The sequence below is a fragment of the Streptomyces sannanensis genome (genome assembly GCF_039536205.1).
In the GTDB taxonomy this organism is placed as follows: domain Bacteria; phylum Actinomycetota; class Actinomycetes; order Streptomycetales; family Streptomycetaceae; genus Streptomyces; species Streptomyces sannanensis.
On record NZ_BAAAYL010000001.1, the window covers coordinates 5,033,588 to 5,049,669 of the forward strand.

General features: G+C 70.8%; 14 protein-coding genes, 1 pseudogene and 1 riboswitch. Of the genes and pseudogenes, 12 read left to right on the top strand and 3 right to left on the bottom strand.

Annotation, left to right across the window (positions count from 1 at the left end):
* Window positions 1-20: 20 nt before the first annotated feature.
* The 3 genes from dprA to ABD858_RS23655 all read left to right on the top strand — a co-directional run bounded on the left by dprA (window position 21) and on the right by ABD858_RS23655 (window position 2,885).
* Window positions 21-1,208: a DNA-processing protein DprA gene (dprA, locus tag ABD858_RS23645; protein WP_345044807.1), complete on the top strand. Its 1,188-nt coding sequence runs from the start codon at window positions 21-23 to the stop codon at window positions 1,206-1,208.
* Window positions 1,209-1,429: 221 nt separating this feature from the next.
* A complete protein-coding gene (whiG, locus tag ABD858_RS23650) occupies window positions 1,430-2,266 on the top strand; it encodes an RNA polymerase sigma factor WhiG (RefSeq protein WP_345040933.1) in 837 nt (278 codons plus the stop codon).
* A gap of 61 nt (window positions 2,267-2,327) precedes the next feature.
* Complete coding sequence (locus ABD858_RS23655) at window positions 2,328-2,885, top strand: TetR/AcrR family transcriptional regulator (protein ID WP_345044810.1); 558 nt, start codon at window positions 2,328-2,330, stop codon at window positions 2,883-2,885.
* Between the two features lie 142 nt (window positions 2,886-3,027).
* Here ABD858_RS23655 and ABD858_RS23660 read toward each other — a convergent pair.
* A pseudogene (locus ABD858_RS23660) lies at window positions 3,028-3,522 on the bottom strand (peptidoglycan DD-metalloendopeptidase family protein); the annotation flags it as partial.
* 278 nt (window positions 3,523-3,800) lie between these two features.
* Between ABD858_RS23660 and rpsB the strand changes: the two are divergent.
* The 9 genes from rpsB (at window position 3,801) to ABD858_RS23705 (ending at window position 13,451) form a co-directional block, all read left to right on the top strand.
* Window positions 3,801-4,676 carry a 30S ribosomal protein S2 gene (gene rpsB / locus ABD858_RS23665; RefSeq protein WP_345040935.1) on the top strand — a complete coding sequence of 292 codons (876 nt, stop codon included), beginning with the start codon at window positions 3,801-3,803 and terminating at the stop codon, window positions 4,674-4,676.
* Window positions 4,677-4,772: 96 nt separating this feature from the next.
* Complete coding sequence (gene tsf, locus ABD858_RS23670) at window positions 4,773-5,609, top strand: translation elongation factor Ts (RefSeq protein ID WP_345040936.1); 837 nt, start codon at window positions 4,773-4,775, stop codon at window positions 5,607-5,609.
* A 122-nt stretch (window positions 5,610-5,731) separates the two neighbouring features.
* Window positions 5,732-6,517: a UMP kinase gene (pyrH, locus tag ABD858_RS23675; protein WP_425586344.1), complete on the top strand. Its 786-nt coding sequence runs from the start codon at window positions 5,732-5,734 to the stop codon at window positions 6,515-6,517.
* 126 nt (window positions 6,518-6,643) lie between these two features.
* The gene (frr, locus tag ABD858_RS23680; RefSeq protein WP_345040939.1) at window positions 6,644-7,201 is read left to right on the top strand and encodes a ribosome recycling factor; all 558 of its coding nucleotides are present in this window, start codon (window positions 6,644-6,646) and stop codon (window positions 7,199-7,201) included.
* Window positions 7,201-8,229, top strand: a complete 1,029-nt coding sequence (locus tag ABD858_RS23685) for a phosphatidate cytidylyltransferase (protein WP_345040941.1) — start codon at window positions 7,201-7,203, stop codon at window positions 8,227-8,229. The genes frr and ABD858_RS23685 overlap by 1 nt, the downstream gene beginning before the upstream one ends.
* Before the next feature lie 167 nt (window positions 8,230-8,396).
* Window positions 8,397-9,506, top strand: coding sequence for a dual-specificity RNA methyltransferase RlmN (gene rlmN, locus ABD858_RS23690; protein ID WP_345040943.1), 1,110 nt, complete (start codon window positions 8,397-8,399; stop codon window positions 9,504-9,506).
* Window positions 9,507-9,552: 46 nt separating this feature from the next.
* A riboswitch (TPP riboswitch) is annotated at window positions 9,553-9,657 on the top strand.
* Window positions 9,653-10,750 carry a thiamine ABC transporter substrate-binding protein gene (locus ABD858_RS23695; protein WP_345040946.1) on the top strand — a complete coding sequence of 366 codons (1,098 nt, stop codon included), beginning with the start codon at window positions 9,653-9,655 and terminating at the stop codon, window positions 10,748-10,750. (Overlaps the previous riboswitch by 5 nt.)
* A 71-nt stretch (window positions 10,751-10,821) precedes the next feature.
* Window positions 10,822-12,426: an ABC transporter permease gene (locus tag ABD858_RS23700; RefSeq protein WP_345040948.1), complete on the top strand. Its 1,605-nt coding sequence runs from the start codon at window positions 10,822-10,824 to the stop codon at window positions 12,424-12,426.
* Window positions 12,426-13,451: an ABC transporter ATP-binding protein gene (locus tag ABD858_RS23705; RefSeq protein WP_345040951.1), complete on the top strand. Its 1,026-nt coding sequence runs from the start codon at window positions 12,426-12,428 to the stop codon at window positions 13,449-13,451. The genes ABD858_RS23700 and ABD858_RS23705 overlap by 1 nt, the downstream gene beginning before the upstream one ends.
* 505 nt (window positions 13,452-13,956) lie before the next feature.
* On the opposite strand, the gene ABD858_RS23710 is transcribed toward ABD858_RS23705, so the two are convergent.
* On the bottom strand, window positions 13,957-15,144 hold the full coding sequence (locus ABD858_RS23710; protein ID WP_345040953.1) for a hypothetical protein: 1,188 nt from the start codon (window positions 15,142-15,144) through the stop codon (window positions 13,957-13,959).
* Window positions 15,126-15,851 carry an ABC transporter ATP-binding protein gene (locus ABD858_RS23715; protein ID WP_345040955.1) on the bottom strand — a complete coding sequence of 242 codons (726 nt, stop codon included), beginning with the start codon at window positions 15,849-15,851 and terminating at the stop codon, window positions 15,126-15,128. The genes ABD858_RS23710 and ABD858_RS23715 overlap by 19 nt, the downstream gene beginning before the upstream one ends.
* Window positions 15,852-16,082 lie beyond the last annotated feature (231 nt).

Below are 16,082 nucleotides of genomic sequence, written 5' to 3' on the forward strand. Positions count from 1 at the left end.
GCGATCCCGCGGAACGCGGGATGGGCAGCAAGGGGTGTGCGGTGCCCGGTGTGAGCGATGCGGAGCGGCGTGCGCGGGCCGCGTTGACGCGGGTCATCGAGCCCGGGGACGAGAGCGGCGGGCGATGGCTGCGGGAGTACGGCGCGGAGGCGGTGCTGCGGCGGCTGACCTGTCCGGATGGCTATGAGCGGCCGCTCCCCGGGGTGAGCGCGCGTCGGCTTCAAGGGCTGCGGGCGCGGGCCGCGGTGGCCGATCCTGAGCGGGATCTGGCCGCTGTGGCCGCCGTCGGGGGGCGCTTCGTCTGCCCCGGTGACCAGGAGTGGCCGGGCCAGCTCGACGACCTGGGGGACGCCCGGCCCATCGGGCTGTGGCTGCGCGGGCGGCCCCATCTCCGGATATGGGCGCTGCGCTCGGTCGCAGTGGTCGGCGCCAGGGCGTGTACGGCGTACGGCGCGCACATGGCGGGAGCCCTGGGCGCGGGACTGGCCGAGCGCGGCTGGGTGGTCGTCTCGGGGGCCGCGTTCGGAGTCGACGGGGCAGCGCACCGCGGCGCTCTGGCGGCGAGCGGGGCCACCGTCGGCGTGCTGGCCTGCGGGGTTGATGTCGCCTACCCGCCCGGGCACGCCGAGCTGATCGGGCGTATCGCGGAAGAGGGCCTGCTGGTCGCCGAGTTGGCGCCCGGTGACCATCCGACGCAGAGCCGGTTCATCCTCCGCAACCGGGTGATCGCCGCCCTGACCAGGGGCACCGTCGTCGTGGAGGCCGAGCACCGCAGCGGCTCGCTGGTCACGGCGCGTGCAGCGCAGCGGCTGGGCCGCTTCACGATGGGGGTTCCGGGTCCGGCGACCAGTGGACTCTCCGCCGGGGTGCACGAACTTCTGCGCGGTGAGGGAGTGCTGGTCACGGACGCCGCCGAGGTCGTCGAACTGGTCGGGGACATCGGTGAGCTCGCCCCGGCGCGCCGGGGACCCGTGCTGCCGAGGGACCTGCTCGACCCTGGCGCGGCGCGGGTGCTGGAGTCGCTGCCCGCCCGTGGCGCCGTCGACGGCCGGGACGTGGCCCGGTCGGCCGGGACGACCACCGACGAGGCACTCGGCAGGCTGTACGAACTGCATTCGCTCGGTTTCGTCGAACGGCACGCCGAGGGCTGGAAGTTGGCACCGGTTGTGCCGCGTGATGCGGAGGGCGTACGGCGAGGCGGTGCTTGACCTGGAGCATTCGGGTGAAAGGGTGATACCGATGACCTTTTCAGTCCTCCTTCCGGTGCATGAGGGGCCGGCGCACGCCGCGTCGCCCCCGGCCCGGGTGCGCGGCGGACGGTGTGTCATCCCTCGGGTGCGATCCCCGCTTCTTCGCTTAATGCAACTCTCCAGTCACGCTACGCTCACGAGCATTCCGGTCCAGAGAGCAGAACGGCGCGAATCAACGCATGCCCCAGCACACCCCCGGGTCTGACCGTGCGGCAGCGCCCCCCGCTGCCCACGGCACAGTGCGCCCTCCCGCGCCCTCGTCGCTCGACGAGTTGTGGCGGTCGTACAAGGCCACGGGCGACGAACGGCTGCGGGAGCAGCTGATCCTGCACTACTCGCCGCTGGTGAAGTATGTGGCGGGGCGGGTCAGCGTCGGGCTGCCGTCCAACGTCGAGCAGGCGGACTTCGTTTCCTCCGGGGTCTTCGGGCTGATCGACGCGATCGAGAAGTTCGACATCGACCGTTCCATCAAGTTCGAGACGTACGCGATCACCCGTATCCGTGGTGCCATGATCGACGAACTCCGTGCTCTGGACTGGATCCCGCGTTCGGTGCGACAGAAGGCGCGGGCTGTCGAACGGGCGTACGCAACGCTGGAGGCCCGACTGCGGCGCACCCCTTCGGAGAGTGAAGTCGCCACGGAGATGGGCATCGCCCTGGAGGAACTGCACTCGGTTTTCAGTCAGTTGTCGCTGGCGAACGTGGTCGCCCTGGAGGAGCTCCTGCACTGCGGAGCGGAGGGCGGCGACCGCCTGAGCCTGATGGACACGCTGGAGGACACCGCCGCCGACGACCCGGTGGAGATCGCGGAGGACCGCGAGGTGCGCCGGCTGCTCGCGCGCGCCATCAATACGCTGCCCGAGCGGGAGAAGACCGTCGTCACGCTCTACTACTACGAGGGCCTCACCCTCGCCGAGATCGGCAACGTCCTCGGCGTCACCGAGAGCAGGGTCAGCCAGATCCACACCAAGTCGGTGCTCCAGCTCCGGGCGAAGCTGGCCGACGTCGGCCATTGACGCTGAATCGTCCCTGCCCCGTCCGTACAGTGGAGGGGTGCCCAGGATTCGAGCGGCCTCCGTGGCCGAGCACCGCACCATGCAGCGCGACGCCCTGCTGAACGCCGCCCGCTCGCTGCTGTCCGAGGGCGGCACGGAAGGGCTGACCTTCCCGGCGCTCGCCGAGCGCACGGGCCTCGCCAGGTCCTCCGTCTATGAGTACTTCCGCTCGCGCGCGGCCGTGGTGGAGGAGCTGTGCGCCGTCGACTTCCCGGTCTGGGCCGCGGAGGTCGAGGCGGCGATGGATGCGGTTCCGACGCCCGAGAGCAAGGTCGAGGCGTATGTACGCACCCAGCTGGAGCTGGTCGGCGACCGCCGGCACCGGGCCGTGGTCGCCATCTCGGCGAGCGAGCTGGACGCCGGCGCACGCGAGAAGATCCGCGCCGCACACGGCGGACTGGTCGCGATCACCGTCGAGGCTCTGGAGTCCCTGGGACACGATCAGCCGCGGCTGGCGGCGATGCTGCTCCAGGGCATCGTTGACGCTGCCGTCCGCCGCATCGAACTCGGCGCGGCGGAGGATCCTGCGGTGATCGCCGACACGGCGGTCGCGCTGGTGCTGCGCGGGGTGCGCGGCTGACGACGCCCCGGTCCGGAATGCCGAAGACCGGGAGCAGGCGCGAGGGTCCGCGGCGGAGCAGGCCGGGTGGGAGCAGGGTGAGCGGGTTCAGATAGATCTCGCCGCGGCGCAGGCCCCAGTGCAGGCATCCGGTCGTGTCGGGGACACTTCCCACGCCGTTCGCGCAGTGGGGGAGGGAAGGACCCGGCTCCAGGGTGGCCACCACCTGGCCCGCCGCGACCTCGGCGCCCTCGGCCACCAGCGCCGTCACCGGTTCGTACGTCGTGCGCAGCGGAGGCTCGCCGGTGCCGGACAGCTCGATCGAGAGCACACCTCGCCCGGCCACCCGGCCCGCGAAGAAGACCCTGCCGGCTGCCGCCGCCAGCACCGGAGCACCTGGGGCCTCGGCCAGGTCCACCCCACGGTGTCCCGGGCCGTAAGGGGAGGCCGGCGGCTCCCAGCCGCGTACGACCAGGGGTCGGCCGCGCAGCGGCCAGCTGCGGCCGGAGGCAGGCCCGGCAGCGGCGTCGGCCGACTGGGCGGGCGACGGTCCCGCGGCGGACCGAACGGGCCCCGCGGCTCCTGCCGAGCGGGCGGGCGGCAGCGGCGCGAGAGCGAGGAGTGCCGTGAGCACGAACGCATGAAATCCGAAGCGCATGACAGAAACCGTCGCGCAGTGGACCGATTCGTGGGGATCATGGCCCGGAACGGTGGACTACCGACCGGTTGTGGACAGCGCCGTCACCCGGCACCCTGCCCGTCCCGTACACTTCTTGTGGCGACCCGGGCCACCGGGTCGACTTCGCACGCCCCGCCACCTCCTCATTCGTGAGACGTGGTTGCGCCTCTCGGTCCTTTGTGGCACGGCGCGTCGGGGCGTCAGGCGCGACCGCCGTCCGGCGGCCGCGACAACCGAGCAATCCAAGGAGTGCGGCCATGGCCGTCGTCACGATGCGGGAGCTGCTGGAGAGCGGCGTCCACTTCGGTCACCAGACCCGTCGCTGGAACCCGAAGATGAAGCGCTTCATCTTCACCGAGCGCAACGGCATCTACATCATCGACCTGCTCCAGTCGCTGTCGTACATCGACCGCGCCTACGAGTTCGTCAAGGAGACCGTGGCGCACGGCGGCTCCATCATGTTCGTCGGCACCAAGAAGCAGGCCCAGGAGGCCATCGCCGAGCAGGCGACCCGCGTCGGGATGCCGTACGTCAACCAGCGCTGGCTGGGCGGCATGCTCACCAACTTCTCCACCGTCTACAAGCGCCTTCAGCGTCTGAAGGAGCTCGAGGCGATCGACTTCGAGGACGTGGCCGCCTCCGGCCTCACCAAGAAGGAGCTCCTGGTTCTCTCCCGCGAGAAGGCCAAGCTGGAGAAGACCCTCGGTGGTATCCGCGAGATGCAGAAGGTGCCGAGCGCCGTCTGGATCGTCGACACCAAGAAGGAGCACATCGCCGTCGGTGAGGCGCGCAAGCTCCACATCCCGGTCGTCGCGATCCTCGACACCAACTGCGACCCCGACGAGGTCGACTACAAGATCCCGGGCAACGACGACGCGATCCGCTCCGTCACCCTGCTCACCCGCGTGATCGCCGACGCCGTCGCCGAGGGTCTGATGGCCCGCTCCGGCGTTGCCGAGGCCGGCAAGGGCGACAAGGCCGCGGGCGAGCCGCTGGCCGAGTGGGAGCGCGACCTGCTCGAGGGCGACAAGAAGGCCGACGAGGCCGAGAAGCCGGCCGAGGCTGCCGCTGAGGCTCCCGCCGCTGAGGCCCCCGCTGCCGAGGCTCCGGCCGCGGACGCCGAGCAGGCCTGACCTCACCGGACCGGTTGTCGACGGCGGGGGCCACAAGCCCCCGCCGTTCACCCGTAGATCTCCAGATCTTCGACTTCGAGAGAGATTCACAGAATCATGGCGAACTACACCGCCGCTGACGTCAAGAAGCTCCGCGAGCTGACCGGCGCCGGCATGATGGACTGCAAGAAGGCGCTGGACGAGGCCGAGGGCAACGTCGACAAGGCCGTCGAGGCCCTGCGTATCAAGGGCCAGAAGGGCGTCGCCAAGCGCGAGGGCCGCTCCGCCGAGAACGGCGCCGTCGTCTCCCTCATCGCCGACGACCACACCTCCGGTGTCCTCGTCGAGCTGAAGTGCGAGACCGACTTCGTTGCCAAGGGCGAGAAGTTCCAGTCCGTCGCCGCCGACATCGCCAAGCACGTGGCCGCCACCTCCCCGGCGGACATCGCGGCGCTGCTCGCCTCCGAGATCGAGGCCGGGAAGACCGTCCAGGCCTTCGTCGACGAGGCCAACGCCAACCTCGGCGAGAAGATCGTCCTGGACCGCTTCGCGCAGTTCGCCGACGGCTTCGTGTACTCCTACATGCACCGCACCATGCCCGACCTGCCCCCGCAGATCGGTGTCCTGGTCGAGCTGGACAAGGAGAACGCGGACCTCGCCAAGGGTGTCGCGCAGCACATCGCCGCGTTCGCGCCGAAGTACCTCTCCAAGGACGACGTCCCGGCCGAGGTCGTCGAGTCCGAGCGTCGCGTCGCCGAGGAGACCACCCGCGCCGAGGGCAAGCCCGAGGCCGCTCTGCCGAAGATCGTTGAGGGTCGCCTCAACGGCTTCTTCAAGGACGCCACGCTGCTCGGTCAGCCGTACGCCCTGGACAACAAGAAGTCCGTCCAGCAGATCCTGGACGAGGCCGGCGTCACCCTGAAGCGCTTCACCCGCATCAAGGTCGGCATCTGAGTCCGTACGCGACGGACAGCGGACCCCGATAGGGTCTGAAGCAGTTGTCCGTGCCAGCGCAGGACGACCGCAGATCTGACGAGGAGGCCATTGCCGAGCAGGGACAACCGACCCCACCGGCAATGGCCTCTTCGTATGTGTACGAGGAGATCTCCATGAACAAGGCCGACAAGAGCGACGGCAACAAGGCCGGCCGCTTCCTGCTGAAGCTTTCCGGCGAGGCATTCGCCGGCGGCGGGGGACTCGGAGTCGACCCCGACGTCGTCCACGCCATCGCCCGGGAGATCGCCGCGGTCGTCCGCGACGGCGCCGAGATCGCGATCGTCATCGGCGGCGGCAACTTCTTCCGCGGCGCCGAGCTCCAGGTCCGAGGGATGGACCGGGCCCGCTCCGACTACATGGGCATGCTCGGCACCGTCATGAACTGCCTCGCCCTCCAGGACTTCCTGGAGAAGGAGGGCATCGACTCCCGCGTCCAGACGGCCATCACGATGGGCCAGGTTGCGGAGCCGTACATCCCGCTGCGCGCCGTGCGCCACCTGGAGAAGGGCCGTGTGGTCATCTTCGGCGCCGGTATGGGTATGCCGTACTTCTCCACCGACACCACCGCCGCCCAGCGTGCGCTGGAGATCGATGCCGAGGCGCTGCTGATGGGCAAGAACGGTGTCGACGGGGTTTACGACTCGGACCCCAAGACCAACCCGGACGCGGTGAAGTTCGACGCGCTGGAGTACAGCGAGGTGATCGCCCGCGATCTCAAGGTCGCCGACGCCACCGCCATCACCCTCTGCCGGGACAACAAGCTGCCCATCCTGGTGTTCGAGCTGCTTGCCGAGGGCAATATCGCTCGCGCCGTCAAGGGTGAGAAGATCGGCACGCTTGTGAGCCACCAGGGCACCCGGGCCTGATCCGGGGACGGCCCCCGAGGGGATGGACAAAGCCCTGCCGGTGGGACACCGTGCAGGAGTAGACGCGACGCAGGGTACGCCGGGCCCGGATGTGCCGGGCCCTCTCAAGACATGCAGGAGCAAGTGGTGATCGAAGAAATCCTCCTCGAGGCCGAGGAGAAGATGGAGAAGGCCGTCCTGGTCGCCAAGGAGGACTTCGCCGCGATCCGCACCGGGCGTGCGCACCCGGCGATGTTCAACAAGATCGTGGCCGACTACTACGGTGCGGTGACGCCGATCAACCAGCTGGCTTCGTTCGCGGTGCCCGAGCCCCGGATGGCCGTGATCACCCCGTTCGACAAGAGCGCGCTGCGCAACATCGAGCAGGCGATCCGCGACTCCGACCTCGGTGTCAACCCGAGCAACGACGGCAACATCATCCGGGTGGTCTTCCCCGAGCTCACCGAGGACCGCCGCAAGGAGTTCATCAAGGTCGCCAAGAACAAGGGCGAGGACGCGAAGGTCTCCATCCGCTCCGTCCGCCGCAAGGCCAAGGACTCCCTCGACAAGCTGGTCAAGGACAAGGAGACCGGCGAGGACGAGGTGCGCCGTGCGGAGAAGGAGCTCGACGACACCACCGCGAAGTACGTCGCGCAGGTGGACGAGCTGCTCAAGCACAAGGAAGCCGAGCTCCTCGAAGTCTGATGAACGACTCTTCCTGGGGGGCCCCGGCGGGTCCCACGTACGATGCGCAGGGTGCTCGGCAGACCCGGCCCGTGCCCATCGTGCCGGATGCAGGCAGAGACGCTGACGCACACGACGACCGTGACCGGGGGGCCGCTCCGACGAGCGGCCCCCTGTTCCATGAAGGAAAGCCCCAGGAGCCCATGGCCAGCCCTACGCCGCCCCCGCAGAAGAAGCGGGCCGGCCGCGATCTGCGCGCCGCCATAGGGGTCGGCGTCGGGCTCGGCGCGGTCATCGTCGCCTCGCTGTTCATCGTCAAGGCCGTGTTCGTCGGCGTCATAGCGGCCGCTGTGGTCGTGGGGCTGTGGGAGCTCACCTCTCGCCTCCAGGAGCGCAAGGGCATCAAGGCTCCCTTGGTGCCGCTGGCGGTCGGCGGCGCGGCGATGGTCGCGTCCGGCTATGTGAGCGGCGCGGAGGGCGCGTGGGTGGCGATGGCGCTCACCGCGCTCGCCGTCCTGGTCTGGCGGATGACGGAGCCGCCCGAGGGCTATCTCAAGGATGTGACGGCAGGGGTCTTCGCGGCCTTCTACGTGCCGTTCCTGGCGACCTTCGTCGCGATGATGCTCACCGCGGACGACGGTCCGCAGCGAGTGCTCACCTTCCTGCTGCTGACAGTGGTCAGCGACACCGGTGCGTATGCGGTCGGCTGGCGGTTCGGCAAGCACAAGCTGGCTCCGCGGATCAGCCCCGGGAAGACCCGCGAGGGTCTGGTCGGCGCGGTGACGTTCGCGATGGCGGCGGGTGCGCTGTGCATGCAGTACCTGATCGACGGCGGCAGCTGGTGGCAGGGCCTGCTGCTGGGCCTCGCGGTCGCGGCCAGCGCCACGCTGGGCGACCTCGGTGAGTCCATGATCAAGCGCGATCTCGGCATCAAGGACATGGGCACGCTGCTCCCCGGTCACGGGGGCATCATGGACCGGTTGGACTCGCTGCTGCCCACGGCGCCGGTGGTCTGGCTGCTGTTCGAGGCTTTCGTCGGCTCGGGCTGACCCGGGCCGGGTACTCTGGAAGGGCTCGTCGCATCTGTGGCGGGCCCTTTTCCGGCCCCGCCGCAGCGGGGATGATCCGGTCAGGTCTCCGGGTTCCGGCATGATTCCGCCGTCGGCCCCGCACCGGCGGGGATCGCCCGGTTCGTCGTACTGAGGAGTTCCCTGCCATGGCGCCCGAACCCGGTGTGCTCACTTTCGTCGCGCCCCGCGGAGCCAAGAAGCCCCCGCGGCACCTTGCCGACCTCACGCCCGCCGAGCGCAAGGAGGCCGTCGCCGCGATCGGCGAGAAGCCGTTCCGCGCCAAGCAGCTGTCACAGCACTACTTCGCGCGGTACGCCCACGATCCGGCCGAGTGGACCGACATCCCCGCAGCCGCCCGCGAGAAGCTCGCGGGCGAGCTGCTGCCCGAGCTGATGTCCGTGGTGCGGCACATCTCCTGCGACAACGACACCACCCGCAAGACCCTGTGGCGGCTGTTCGACGGCACGCTCGTCGAGTCCGTGCTGATGCGCTACCCGGACCGGGTCACCATGTGCATCTCCTCGCAGGCCGGCTGCGGAATGAACTGCCCGTTCTGCGCCACCGGGCAGGCCGGCCTGGACCGCAACCTCTCCACCGCCGAGATCGTGCACCAGATCGTCGACGGCATGCGCGCCCTGCGCGACGGGGAGATCCCCGGCGGCCCCGCGCGCCTGTCCAACATCGTCTTCATGGGCATGGGCGAGCCCCTTGCCAACTACAACCGCGTGGTCGGCGCCATCCGCCGGCTCACCGACCCCGAGCCGGACGGTCTGGGGCTCTCCCAGCGCGGCATCACCGTCTCCACGGTCGGCCTGGTCCCGGCCATGCACCGGTTCGCCGACGAAGGCTTCAAGTGCCGGCTCGCGGTCTCGCTGCACGCGCCCGACGACGAGCTGCGCGACACCCTCGTCCCGGTGAACACGCGCTGGAAGGTGCGGGAGGTGCTGGACGCGGCGTGGGAGTACGCCGAGAAGTCCGGCCGCCGGATCTCCATCGAATACGCCCTGATCCGCGACATCAACGACCAGGCGTGGCGCGGCGATCTGCTGGGCCGCCTCCTCAAGGGCAAGCGGGTGCACGTCAACCTGATCCCGCTGAACCCCACGCCCGGCTCCAAGTGGACCGCGTCCCGGCCGGAGGACGAGAAGGCGTTCGTCGAGGCGATCGCGGCCCATGGAGTGCCGGTCACCATCCGTGACACCCGGGGCCAGGAGATCGACGGAGCCTGCGGGCAGCTCGCGGCGGCGGAACGCTGAGTTTCGGCCGTCGGCACGGCTGATACCGTGCCTTCGTACAAATGAACACTTCCGACAGGGGAGCGCGCACAGCGCTGAGAGTGCGGCAGGGCCGCAGACCCTCGGACCTGATCCGGGTCATACCGGCGTAGGGAGTCAACAACCTCATGAACACTCGGCTTCGGCGTGCCATCGGCACCGCGCTCATCGGAGCTCTGGGCGTGGGCACGCTCGCCGCCTGTGGCGACGAGGGGGCGAAGGACACCTCGTCCAAGGGCACCGAGTCGAAGACCGTGACCCTCGTCAGCCATGAGTCCTTCACCGCCTCGGACCCCGTCCTTCAGGCCTTCACGAAGGAAACCGGTTACACCGTCAAGGTGCTGAAGAGCGGGGACGCGGGAACCGCCCTCAACCAGGAGATCCTCACCAAGGGCTCCCCGCGCGGCGATGTCTTCTTCGGTGTGGACAACACCCTGCTCTCGCGTGCGCTCGACAACGACATTTTCGTGCCGTACGAGGCGAAGGGCCTGGAGCGGATCCCGGACGCGGTCCAGCTCGACAAGGACAAGCACAGGGTCACGCCCGTCGACACCGGCGACATCTGTGTCAACTACGACAAGAAGTACTTCGCCGACAAGAAGCTGGCGCCGCCGCAGTCCTTCGACGACCTGATCAAGCCCGCGTACAAGAACCTGCTGGTCACCGAGAACGCCGCGACCTCCTCGCCCGGCCTCGGCTTCCTGCTCGGCACGGTCGGCAAGTACGGCGAGGAGGGCTGGCAGGACTACTGGAAGAAGCTCAAGGCCAACGGCGTCAAGGTCGTCGACGGCTGGGAGCAGGCGTACAACCAGGAGTTCTCCGGGTCCGCCGCCGGCCGGAAGGCCAACGCGGACCGCCCGCTGGTCGTGTCGTACGCCTCCAGCCCGCCGGTCGAGGTGCTGTACGCCGAGCCGCAGCCGGCCGAGGCCCCGACCGGTGTCTCCACCGGCACCTGCTTCCGGCAGACCGAGTTCGCCGGCCTGCTGAAGGGCGCGAAGAACGAGGAGGGCGGAAAGGCCCTGCTGGACTTCCTGATCAGCAAGCGGTTCCAGGAGGACATGCCGCTGAACATGTTCGTCAACCCGGTGGTGCGGGACGCGAAACTCCCCGAGCTGTTCACCGAGCACGGCGTCACGATCGACAAGCCGGAGACCGTCGCTCCGGAGACGATCGCCAAGAACCGTGAGCAGTGGGTCCAGGCGTGGTCCTCGCTCGTGGTGAAGTAGCCGACAAGGCCGACCGGGCCCGGCGCGCCGTGGCGGACACGCGCGCCGGGAGCGCGGCAAGGCTCGGCCTGATGGTTCTGCCTGCCGTGTTCTTCGCGGTCTTCTTCGCCTGGCCCGTCGCCTCCATCGTGGGCCGTGGGCTCAGGACCGACACCGGCTGGCAGTTCGGCCGGATCGGAGAGGTGCTGACCCGTCCCGATCTGCTGGACGTGCTGTGGTTCACCACCTGGCAGGCCGTCGCCTCGACCGTGCTCACGCTGCTGATCGCGTTGCCCGCCGCGTATGTCTTCGCCCGTTACGACTTCCGCGGGAAGCAACTGCTGCGGGCAGTGGTCACCGTGCCGTTCGTGCTGCCCACCGTTGTCGTCGGCACCGCCTTCCTGGCGCTGGTCGGGCGCGGCGGACTGCTCGACGAGGCGTGGGGCGTACGGCTCGACACCACCGTCTGGGCCATCCTGCTTGCCCATGTCTTCTTCAACTACGCCGTTGTCGTACGGACCGTGGGCGGTCTGTGGTCACAGCTCGACCCGCGCCAGGAGGAGGCCGCCCGGGTGCTCGGCGCCGGGCGGTTCGCGGCTTGGCGGCGTGTCACCCTGCCCGCGCTGGCGCCCGCCGTGGCGTCCGCCGCGCTCATGGTCTTCCTGTTCACCTTCTCCTCCTTCGGAGTCGTACTGATCCTGGGCGGCCCCGCCTTCTCCACCCTGGAAGTGGAGATCTACCGGCAGACCGCGCAGTTGCTCGACCTGCCCACCGCCGCGGTGCTGACGATGGTGCAGTTCGCCGCGGTCACCGCGATCCTCGCCGTGCACGGCTGGACCGTACGGCGGCGGGAGACCGCGCTGCGGCTGGTGGACCCCGCGACCACCGCGCACCGGCCGCGCGGTGCGGGCCAATGGGCGCTTCTCGGCGCGGTCCTGGGCACGGTCCTGGTGCTGATCGTGGCACCGCTCGCGGTGCTGGTGGAGCGCTCGCTCTCCGGCCCCGACGGGTACGGCTTCACGTACTACCGGGCCCTCCGGACGGCCGACGGCACCTTCCTCGTACCGCCCGTCGAGGCCATCTGGAACTCGCTGCAGTACGCCCTCGCCGCGACCGCCATCGCGCTGCTCGTCGGCGGCCTCGCCGCGACCGCGCTCACCAGGCGCGCGGGCCGGTTCGTCCGCGGCTTCGACGCACTGCTGATGCTGCCGCTCGGGGTGTCCGCCGTCACCGTCGGCTTCGGTTTCCTGATCACCCTCGACGAGCCGCCGCTCGACCTGCGGACGTCCTGGATCCTGGTTCCGCTGGCGCAGGCCCTGGTCGGCGTGCCCTTCGTCGTACGCACCATGCTGCCCGTACTGCGTGCCGTCGACGACCGGCTCCGTGAGGCCGCCGCCGTGCTCGGCGCCTCGCCGCTGCGCGCGTGGCGGGAGGTCGACCTGCCGATGGTGCGCCGGGCGCTGCTGATCGCGGCCGGTTTCGCCTTCGCCGTGTCGCTCGGCGAGTTCGGGGCGACCGTCTTCATCGCCCGGCCCGACCGTCCGACGCTGCCGGTCGCCGTGGCCCGGCTGCTGGGCCGGGTCGGTGATCTCAGCTACGGGCAGGCGATGGCCCTGAGCACGATTCTGATGCTGGTGTGCGCGGTGTCGCTGCTGCTGCTGGAGCGCATACGCACCGACCGGACGGGGGAGTTCTGATGACCCTGCTGCGACTGGACGCCGTCACGGTCCGTTTCGGGGAGCGAAAGGCCCTCGACGGCGTCGACCTGGAGGTCGCCGAGCACGAGACCGTATGCGTGCTCGGGCCGAGCGGCTCCGGCAAGTCCACCCTGCTGCGGGCCGTCGCCGGGCTCCAGCCGGTCGACACCGGCCGGATCCTGCTGGGCGGCGCCGACCAGACGAGCGTGCCCACGCACCGGCGGGGCGTGGGACTGATGTTCCAGGACCACCAGCTCTTCCCTCAGCGTGACGTGGGCGGCAATGTCGCCTTCGGGCTGCGGATGCGCGGTGCGGCCCGGAGTGAACAGGAGCGGCGCGTCGCCGAGTTGCTGGACCTCGTGGGGCTGCCCGGCGCGGGGCGGCGGGCCGTCGCCGCGCTCTCCGGTGGCGAGCAGCAGCGAGTGGCGCTGGCCCGTGCACTCGCCCCGAGCCCGCGGCTGCTGATGCTCGACGAGCCGCTGGGTCAGCTCGACCGTACGCTCCGGGAGCGTCTCGTCGTAGAACTGCGGCAGCTCTTCGGACAGTTGGGGACGACCGTGCTGGCCGTCACGCACGACCAGGGTGAGGCTTTCGCGCTCGCCGACCGCGTCGTCGTGATGCGGGACGGGCGGATCGCGCAGGTCGGTACACCGCTGGAGGTCTGGCAGCGGCCTGCGTCCGCCTTCGTGGCGCGCTTCCTCGGCTTCGACAACGTGGTGCCGGCGACGGTCGCGGGCGAGGCCGCGGACACGCCGTGGGGCAAGGTGCCGGTGCCGGCGGGCGCGCCGCAGGGGCCGGGTGAACTGCTCGTACGTCCTGCCGGCGTGCGGCTCGTCGAGCCCCCGGAGGGCCTTCCCTGTACGGTGGCGGGCCGTACGTTCCGGGGTACGCACGTCTCCGTGCTGCTCCGGCCGGAGGACGGCGCGCCCCTGCTGGAGGCCGCGTGCGCGCTGCGTGACGCGCCGGAGGACGGTGCGCGGGTGGGCGTCGCGTTCGATGCCGGCGAGGTCGTGGTCCTGAGCTGATGCCAGGACAGCAGTGCGCGCGGTCCTGGCGTGTGGCGTGCCGGTACGTCCGGGGGCACGGCCCATGGCCAGACCGGAGAGGCTGAACCGCCGCAGGCGACCGTGTGCGTCCACCGCCGGATATCCGGCCCGGGTGCGCCGGTCCACCCCGGCGCGATGCGTGCCCCCGCCGCAGTGCGGGCACACCCCGTGTGTGTCGCCGGCACGCGAGCGCCGCCCCGGTCCGCCCCATGGGACGGACCGGGAGCGTATCCGGCTTCGCCTGGTGGGGGAGGCCCGCGGGCTTCCGGGGGATGGTGCGGGCCGGTGGGCCCGATTGTGCCGGGGTCCGGGCGGAGCCCCGGTAAGGTGCGGCAACGGCCGCTCCGTGTCGACGGCCGGCAGCGCGGATGTACGCTCCGTCAGATCGACGGATCGCAGGTGGAATCCGTCGATCGGGCCGCGAGCGACCGCCTCGTCGAATTCGGCCGGGGATGAGATCTCACGGTCATGGTGATCCACGCCGTCAGGGTGAGAGCGGGAGGACCGCGAGCTCGCCGACCAGCCAGGTCACCGGCGCGAACAGGGCCAGCAGCGCGACCGCCCGCAGGGCCGCGGCGGCGCGCAGCAGTTTGGCGGGCGCGCCCAGGCGCAGCATGGTGTCACGCGTGCCGGCGCGGTCGTGTGTGGTCTCCAGAGCGGCGGTCAGCAGGGTGGCGACCGTACAGCCCATGACGAGGGCCGCGCCGAGCCCGGTGAGCGGACCGAACGCCGGGGGCTTGCCCGCGGCCGCGTACAGATTGGCGGCGGTGTACGTGGCCGCGGCGACGGCGCACAGCACGCCCAGCGGTCTCCCGATGCGCCGGGCCTCCGCCTGGAGTGCCCGCCCGGCGAGCAGCCGTACGGCGCCGGGGCGGGCGGCCTGGAGGAACCGGCCGCACAGGTGGGTGAGGCCGGGTCCGGCCATGGCGAGTCCGATCGCGGCGACGAGCCAGCCGGCCAGGACGCCTGCGGGGCTGCCTTGCAGTTCGCCGGGGAGTGGAAGCAGCGCGCTCCGGGCGTCGGGTGCGCTGCTGTTCGCCGCATATGCCCCCATGGCGAGCCCGGCGGTGGTCAGTGCCACGCCCCAGGGCAGTCCGGCGGGGGGCGGGGCGGGCTCTGTGCCGTCCTGGGCCGGGTCCTTACCCGGCTTGCCGGGTTTGGTACGGCGAGGGCACAGGGCGAGCGCGGTCGCGCAGGAAGCGATGACCGGGGTCAGGGACAGAAGGATGAGAGCGGCGCCGAGCGGCAGTGGCCGGCCGGCGGCGAGCAGCCCGGCGGCGGCGCCGTCGAGGGGCAGTCCGCCGATGCCGCCCCGCATCTGGAGGAAGAGCAGCAGGGCGAGCATGCTGCCGAGGGCGGTGCAGAGGGCCGTGGACGCGGCGGCGATCGCGGTCAGCCGGACGGGCCCGAGCCCGATGGCGGACAGTCCGGGTCTGGGCCGGGTGCTGGGGTCCGTCCGGGCGACGGCGACCGCGAGATACGCGGTGGCGGCGAGCGGGACAGCGCACCACAGCAGTCGCAGGGAGGACTGCGCGGACTGCTCGGGGTGCGCCACGGCGTGGCTGAGGGTGCACAGCAGCAGGAAGCCTGTGCCCGCGGAGGAGGCGGCGACGAGCAGTCGGCGCAGCAGGACCAGGGGGTGGCTGCCGCGGGCTAGACGTAGAGCGAGCACGCGGCCCGGCCTTCCGTCTCGGCAAGGCGGGAGGTGCCGACCCGTCGGCCGTCCATGAGGCCGATCGTGCGGTCGGCGAGTTCGGCGATGTCGTCGTCATGGCTGGCGAGGACGACGGTGATGCGGTGCGAACGGGCCGCGGCGGTGAGGGTGCGCAGGGCGTGGGCGCGGTCGGCCCGGTGCAGGGTGGCGGTGGGCTCGTCGGCGAAGAGGACCGCGGGGGTGGTCACCAGGGCGCGGGCGATGGCGACCCGCTGGCGCTGGGCCTGGAGCAGGGCATGGGGGCGTTTGGTGGCGCAGGAGCCGATGTCGAGGCGTTCCAGCCATTCGACGGCGGTGGTCCTGGCGGACCGGTGCGAGCTGCCGCGCAGCAGCAGCGGCAGGGCCGCGTTCTCCCAGGCGTTCAGTTCCGGTACGAGTCCGGGCTCAGGGCCGATCCAGCCGAACCTGTCCAGGCGCAGGCGCTCGCGGGCAAGCCGGCCCATGGTGTGCACGGGGGTGCTGTTGAACCACACCTCGCCCTGCTGCGGGATCAGCTCGCCGGAGAGGCAGCGCAGCAGGGTCGTCTTGCCGCAGCCCCGTGGGCCGTAGAGGGCGAGGATCTCGCCCTCGCGCACCCCGAGGGACACGCCGTTGAGCGCGGGGGAGCCGCTGTGGGTGTGATGCAGGGAGCGCGCCCAGAGCACGTCGTTGTCCGGCGGGGCCATGGCGAACACCTCGGTTCAGATCGGATTCCGTCCCCCGTCCGGGGGAACGAAGACGAGGCCGATGGGTCACTCGAACCGTAGGTATTGAGATGCGGGCAGCGCGGAAAGCACGCGGCCCGGGTGCCTCCGTTCCCACTCGAACGGAGGCACCCGGGCCGGTTGATCATGGGGGTCCCCCTCTGCTCATGGGGGTCCCCCCTGCTCGAGCGAAGCCGAGAGCTCGGGGGAGAA

Bases quoted from the DNA above. Each gene is read 5' to 3' on its own strand.
- tsf (WP_345040936.1), top strand. From the start codon at position 4,773: ATGGCGAACTACACCGCCGCTGACGTCAAGAAGCTCCGCGAGCTGACC.
- ABD858_RS23695 (WP_345040946.1), top strand. From the start codon at position 9,653: ATGAACACTCGGCTTCGGCGTGCCATCGGCACCGCGCTCATCGGAGCT.
- rlmN (WP_345040943.1), top strand. From the start codon at position 8,397: ATGGCGCCCGAACCCGGTGTGCTCACTTTCGTCGCGCCCCGCGGAGCC.
- ABD858_RS23705 (WP_345040951.1), top strand. From the start codon at position 12,426: ATGACCCTGCTGCGACTGGACGCCGTCACGGTCCGTTTCGGGGAGCGA.
- rpsB (WP_345040935.1), top strand. From the start codon at position 3,801: ATGGCCGTCGTCACGATGCGGGAGCTGCTGGAGAGCGGCGTCCACTTC.
- dprA (WP_345044807.1), top strand. From the start codon at position 21: ATGGGCAGCAAGGGGTGTGCGGTGCCCGGTGTGAGCGATGCGGAGCGG.
- pyrH (WP_425586344.1), top strand. From the start codon at position 5,732: ATGGCCTCTTCGTATGTGTACGAGGAGATCTCCATGAACAAGGCCGAC.
- ABD858_RS23700 (WP_345040948.1), top strand. From the start codon at position 10,822: ATGGTTCTGCCTGCCGTGTTCTTCGCGGTCTTCTTCGCCTGGCCCGTC.
- ABD858_RS23715 (WP_345040955.1), bottom strand. From the start codon at position 15,851: ATGGCCCCGCCGGACAACGACGTGCTCTGGGCGCGCTCCCTGCATCAC.
- whiG (WP_345040933.1), top strand. From the start codon at position 1,430: ATGCCCCAGCACACCCCCGGGTCTGACCGTGCGGCAGCGCCCCCCGCT.
- ABD858_RS23685 (WP_345040941.1), top strand. From the start codon at position 7,201: ATGAACGACTCTTCCTGGGGGGCCCCGGCGGGTCCCACGTACGATGCG.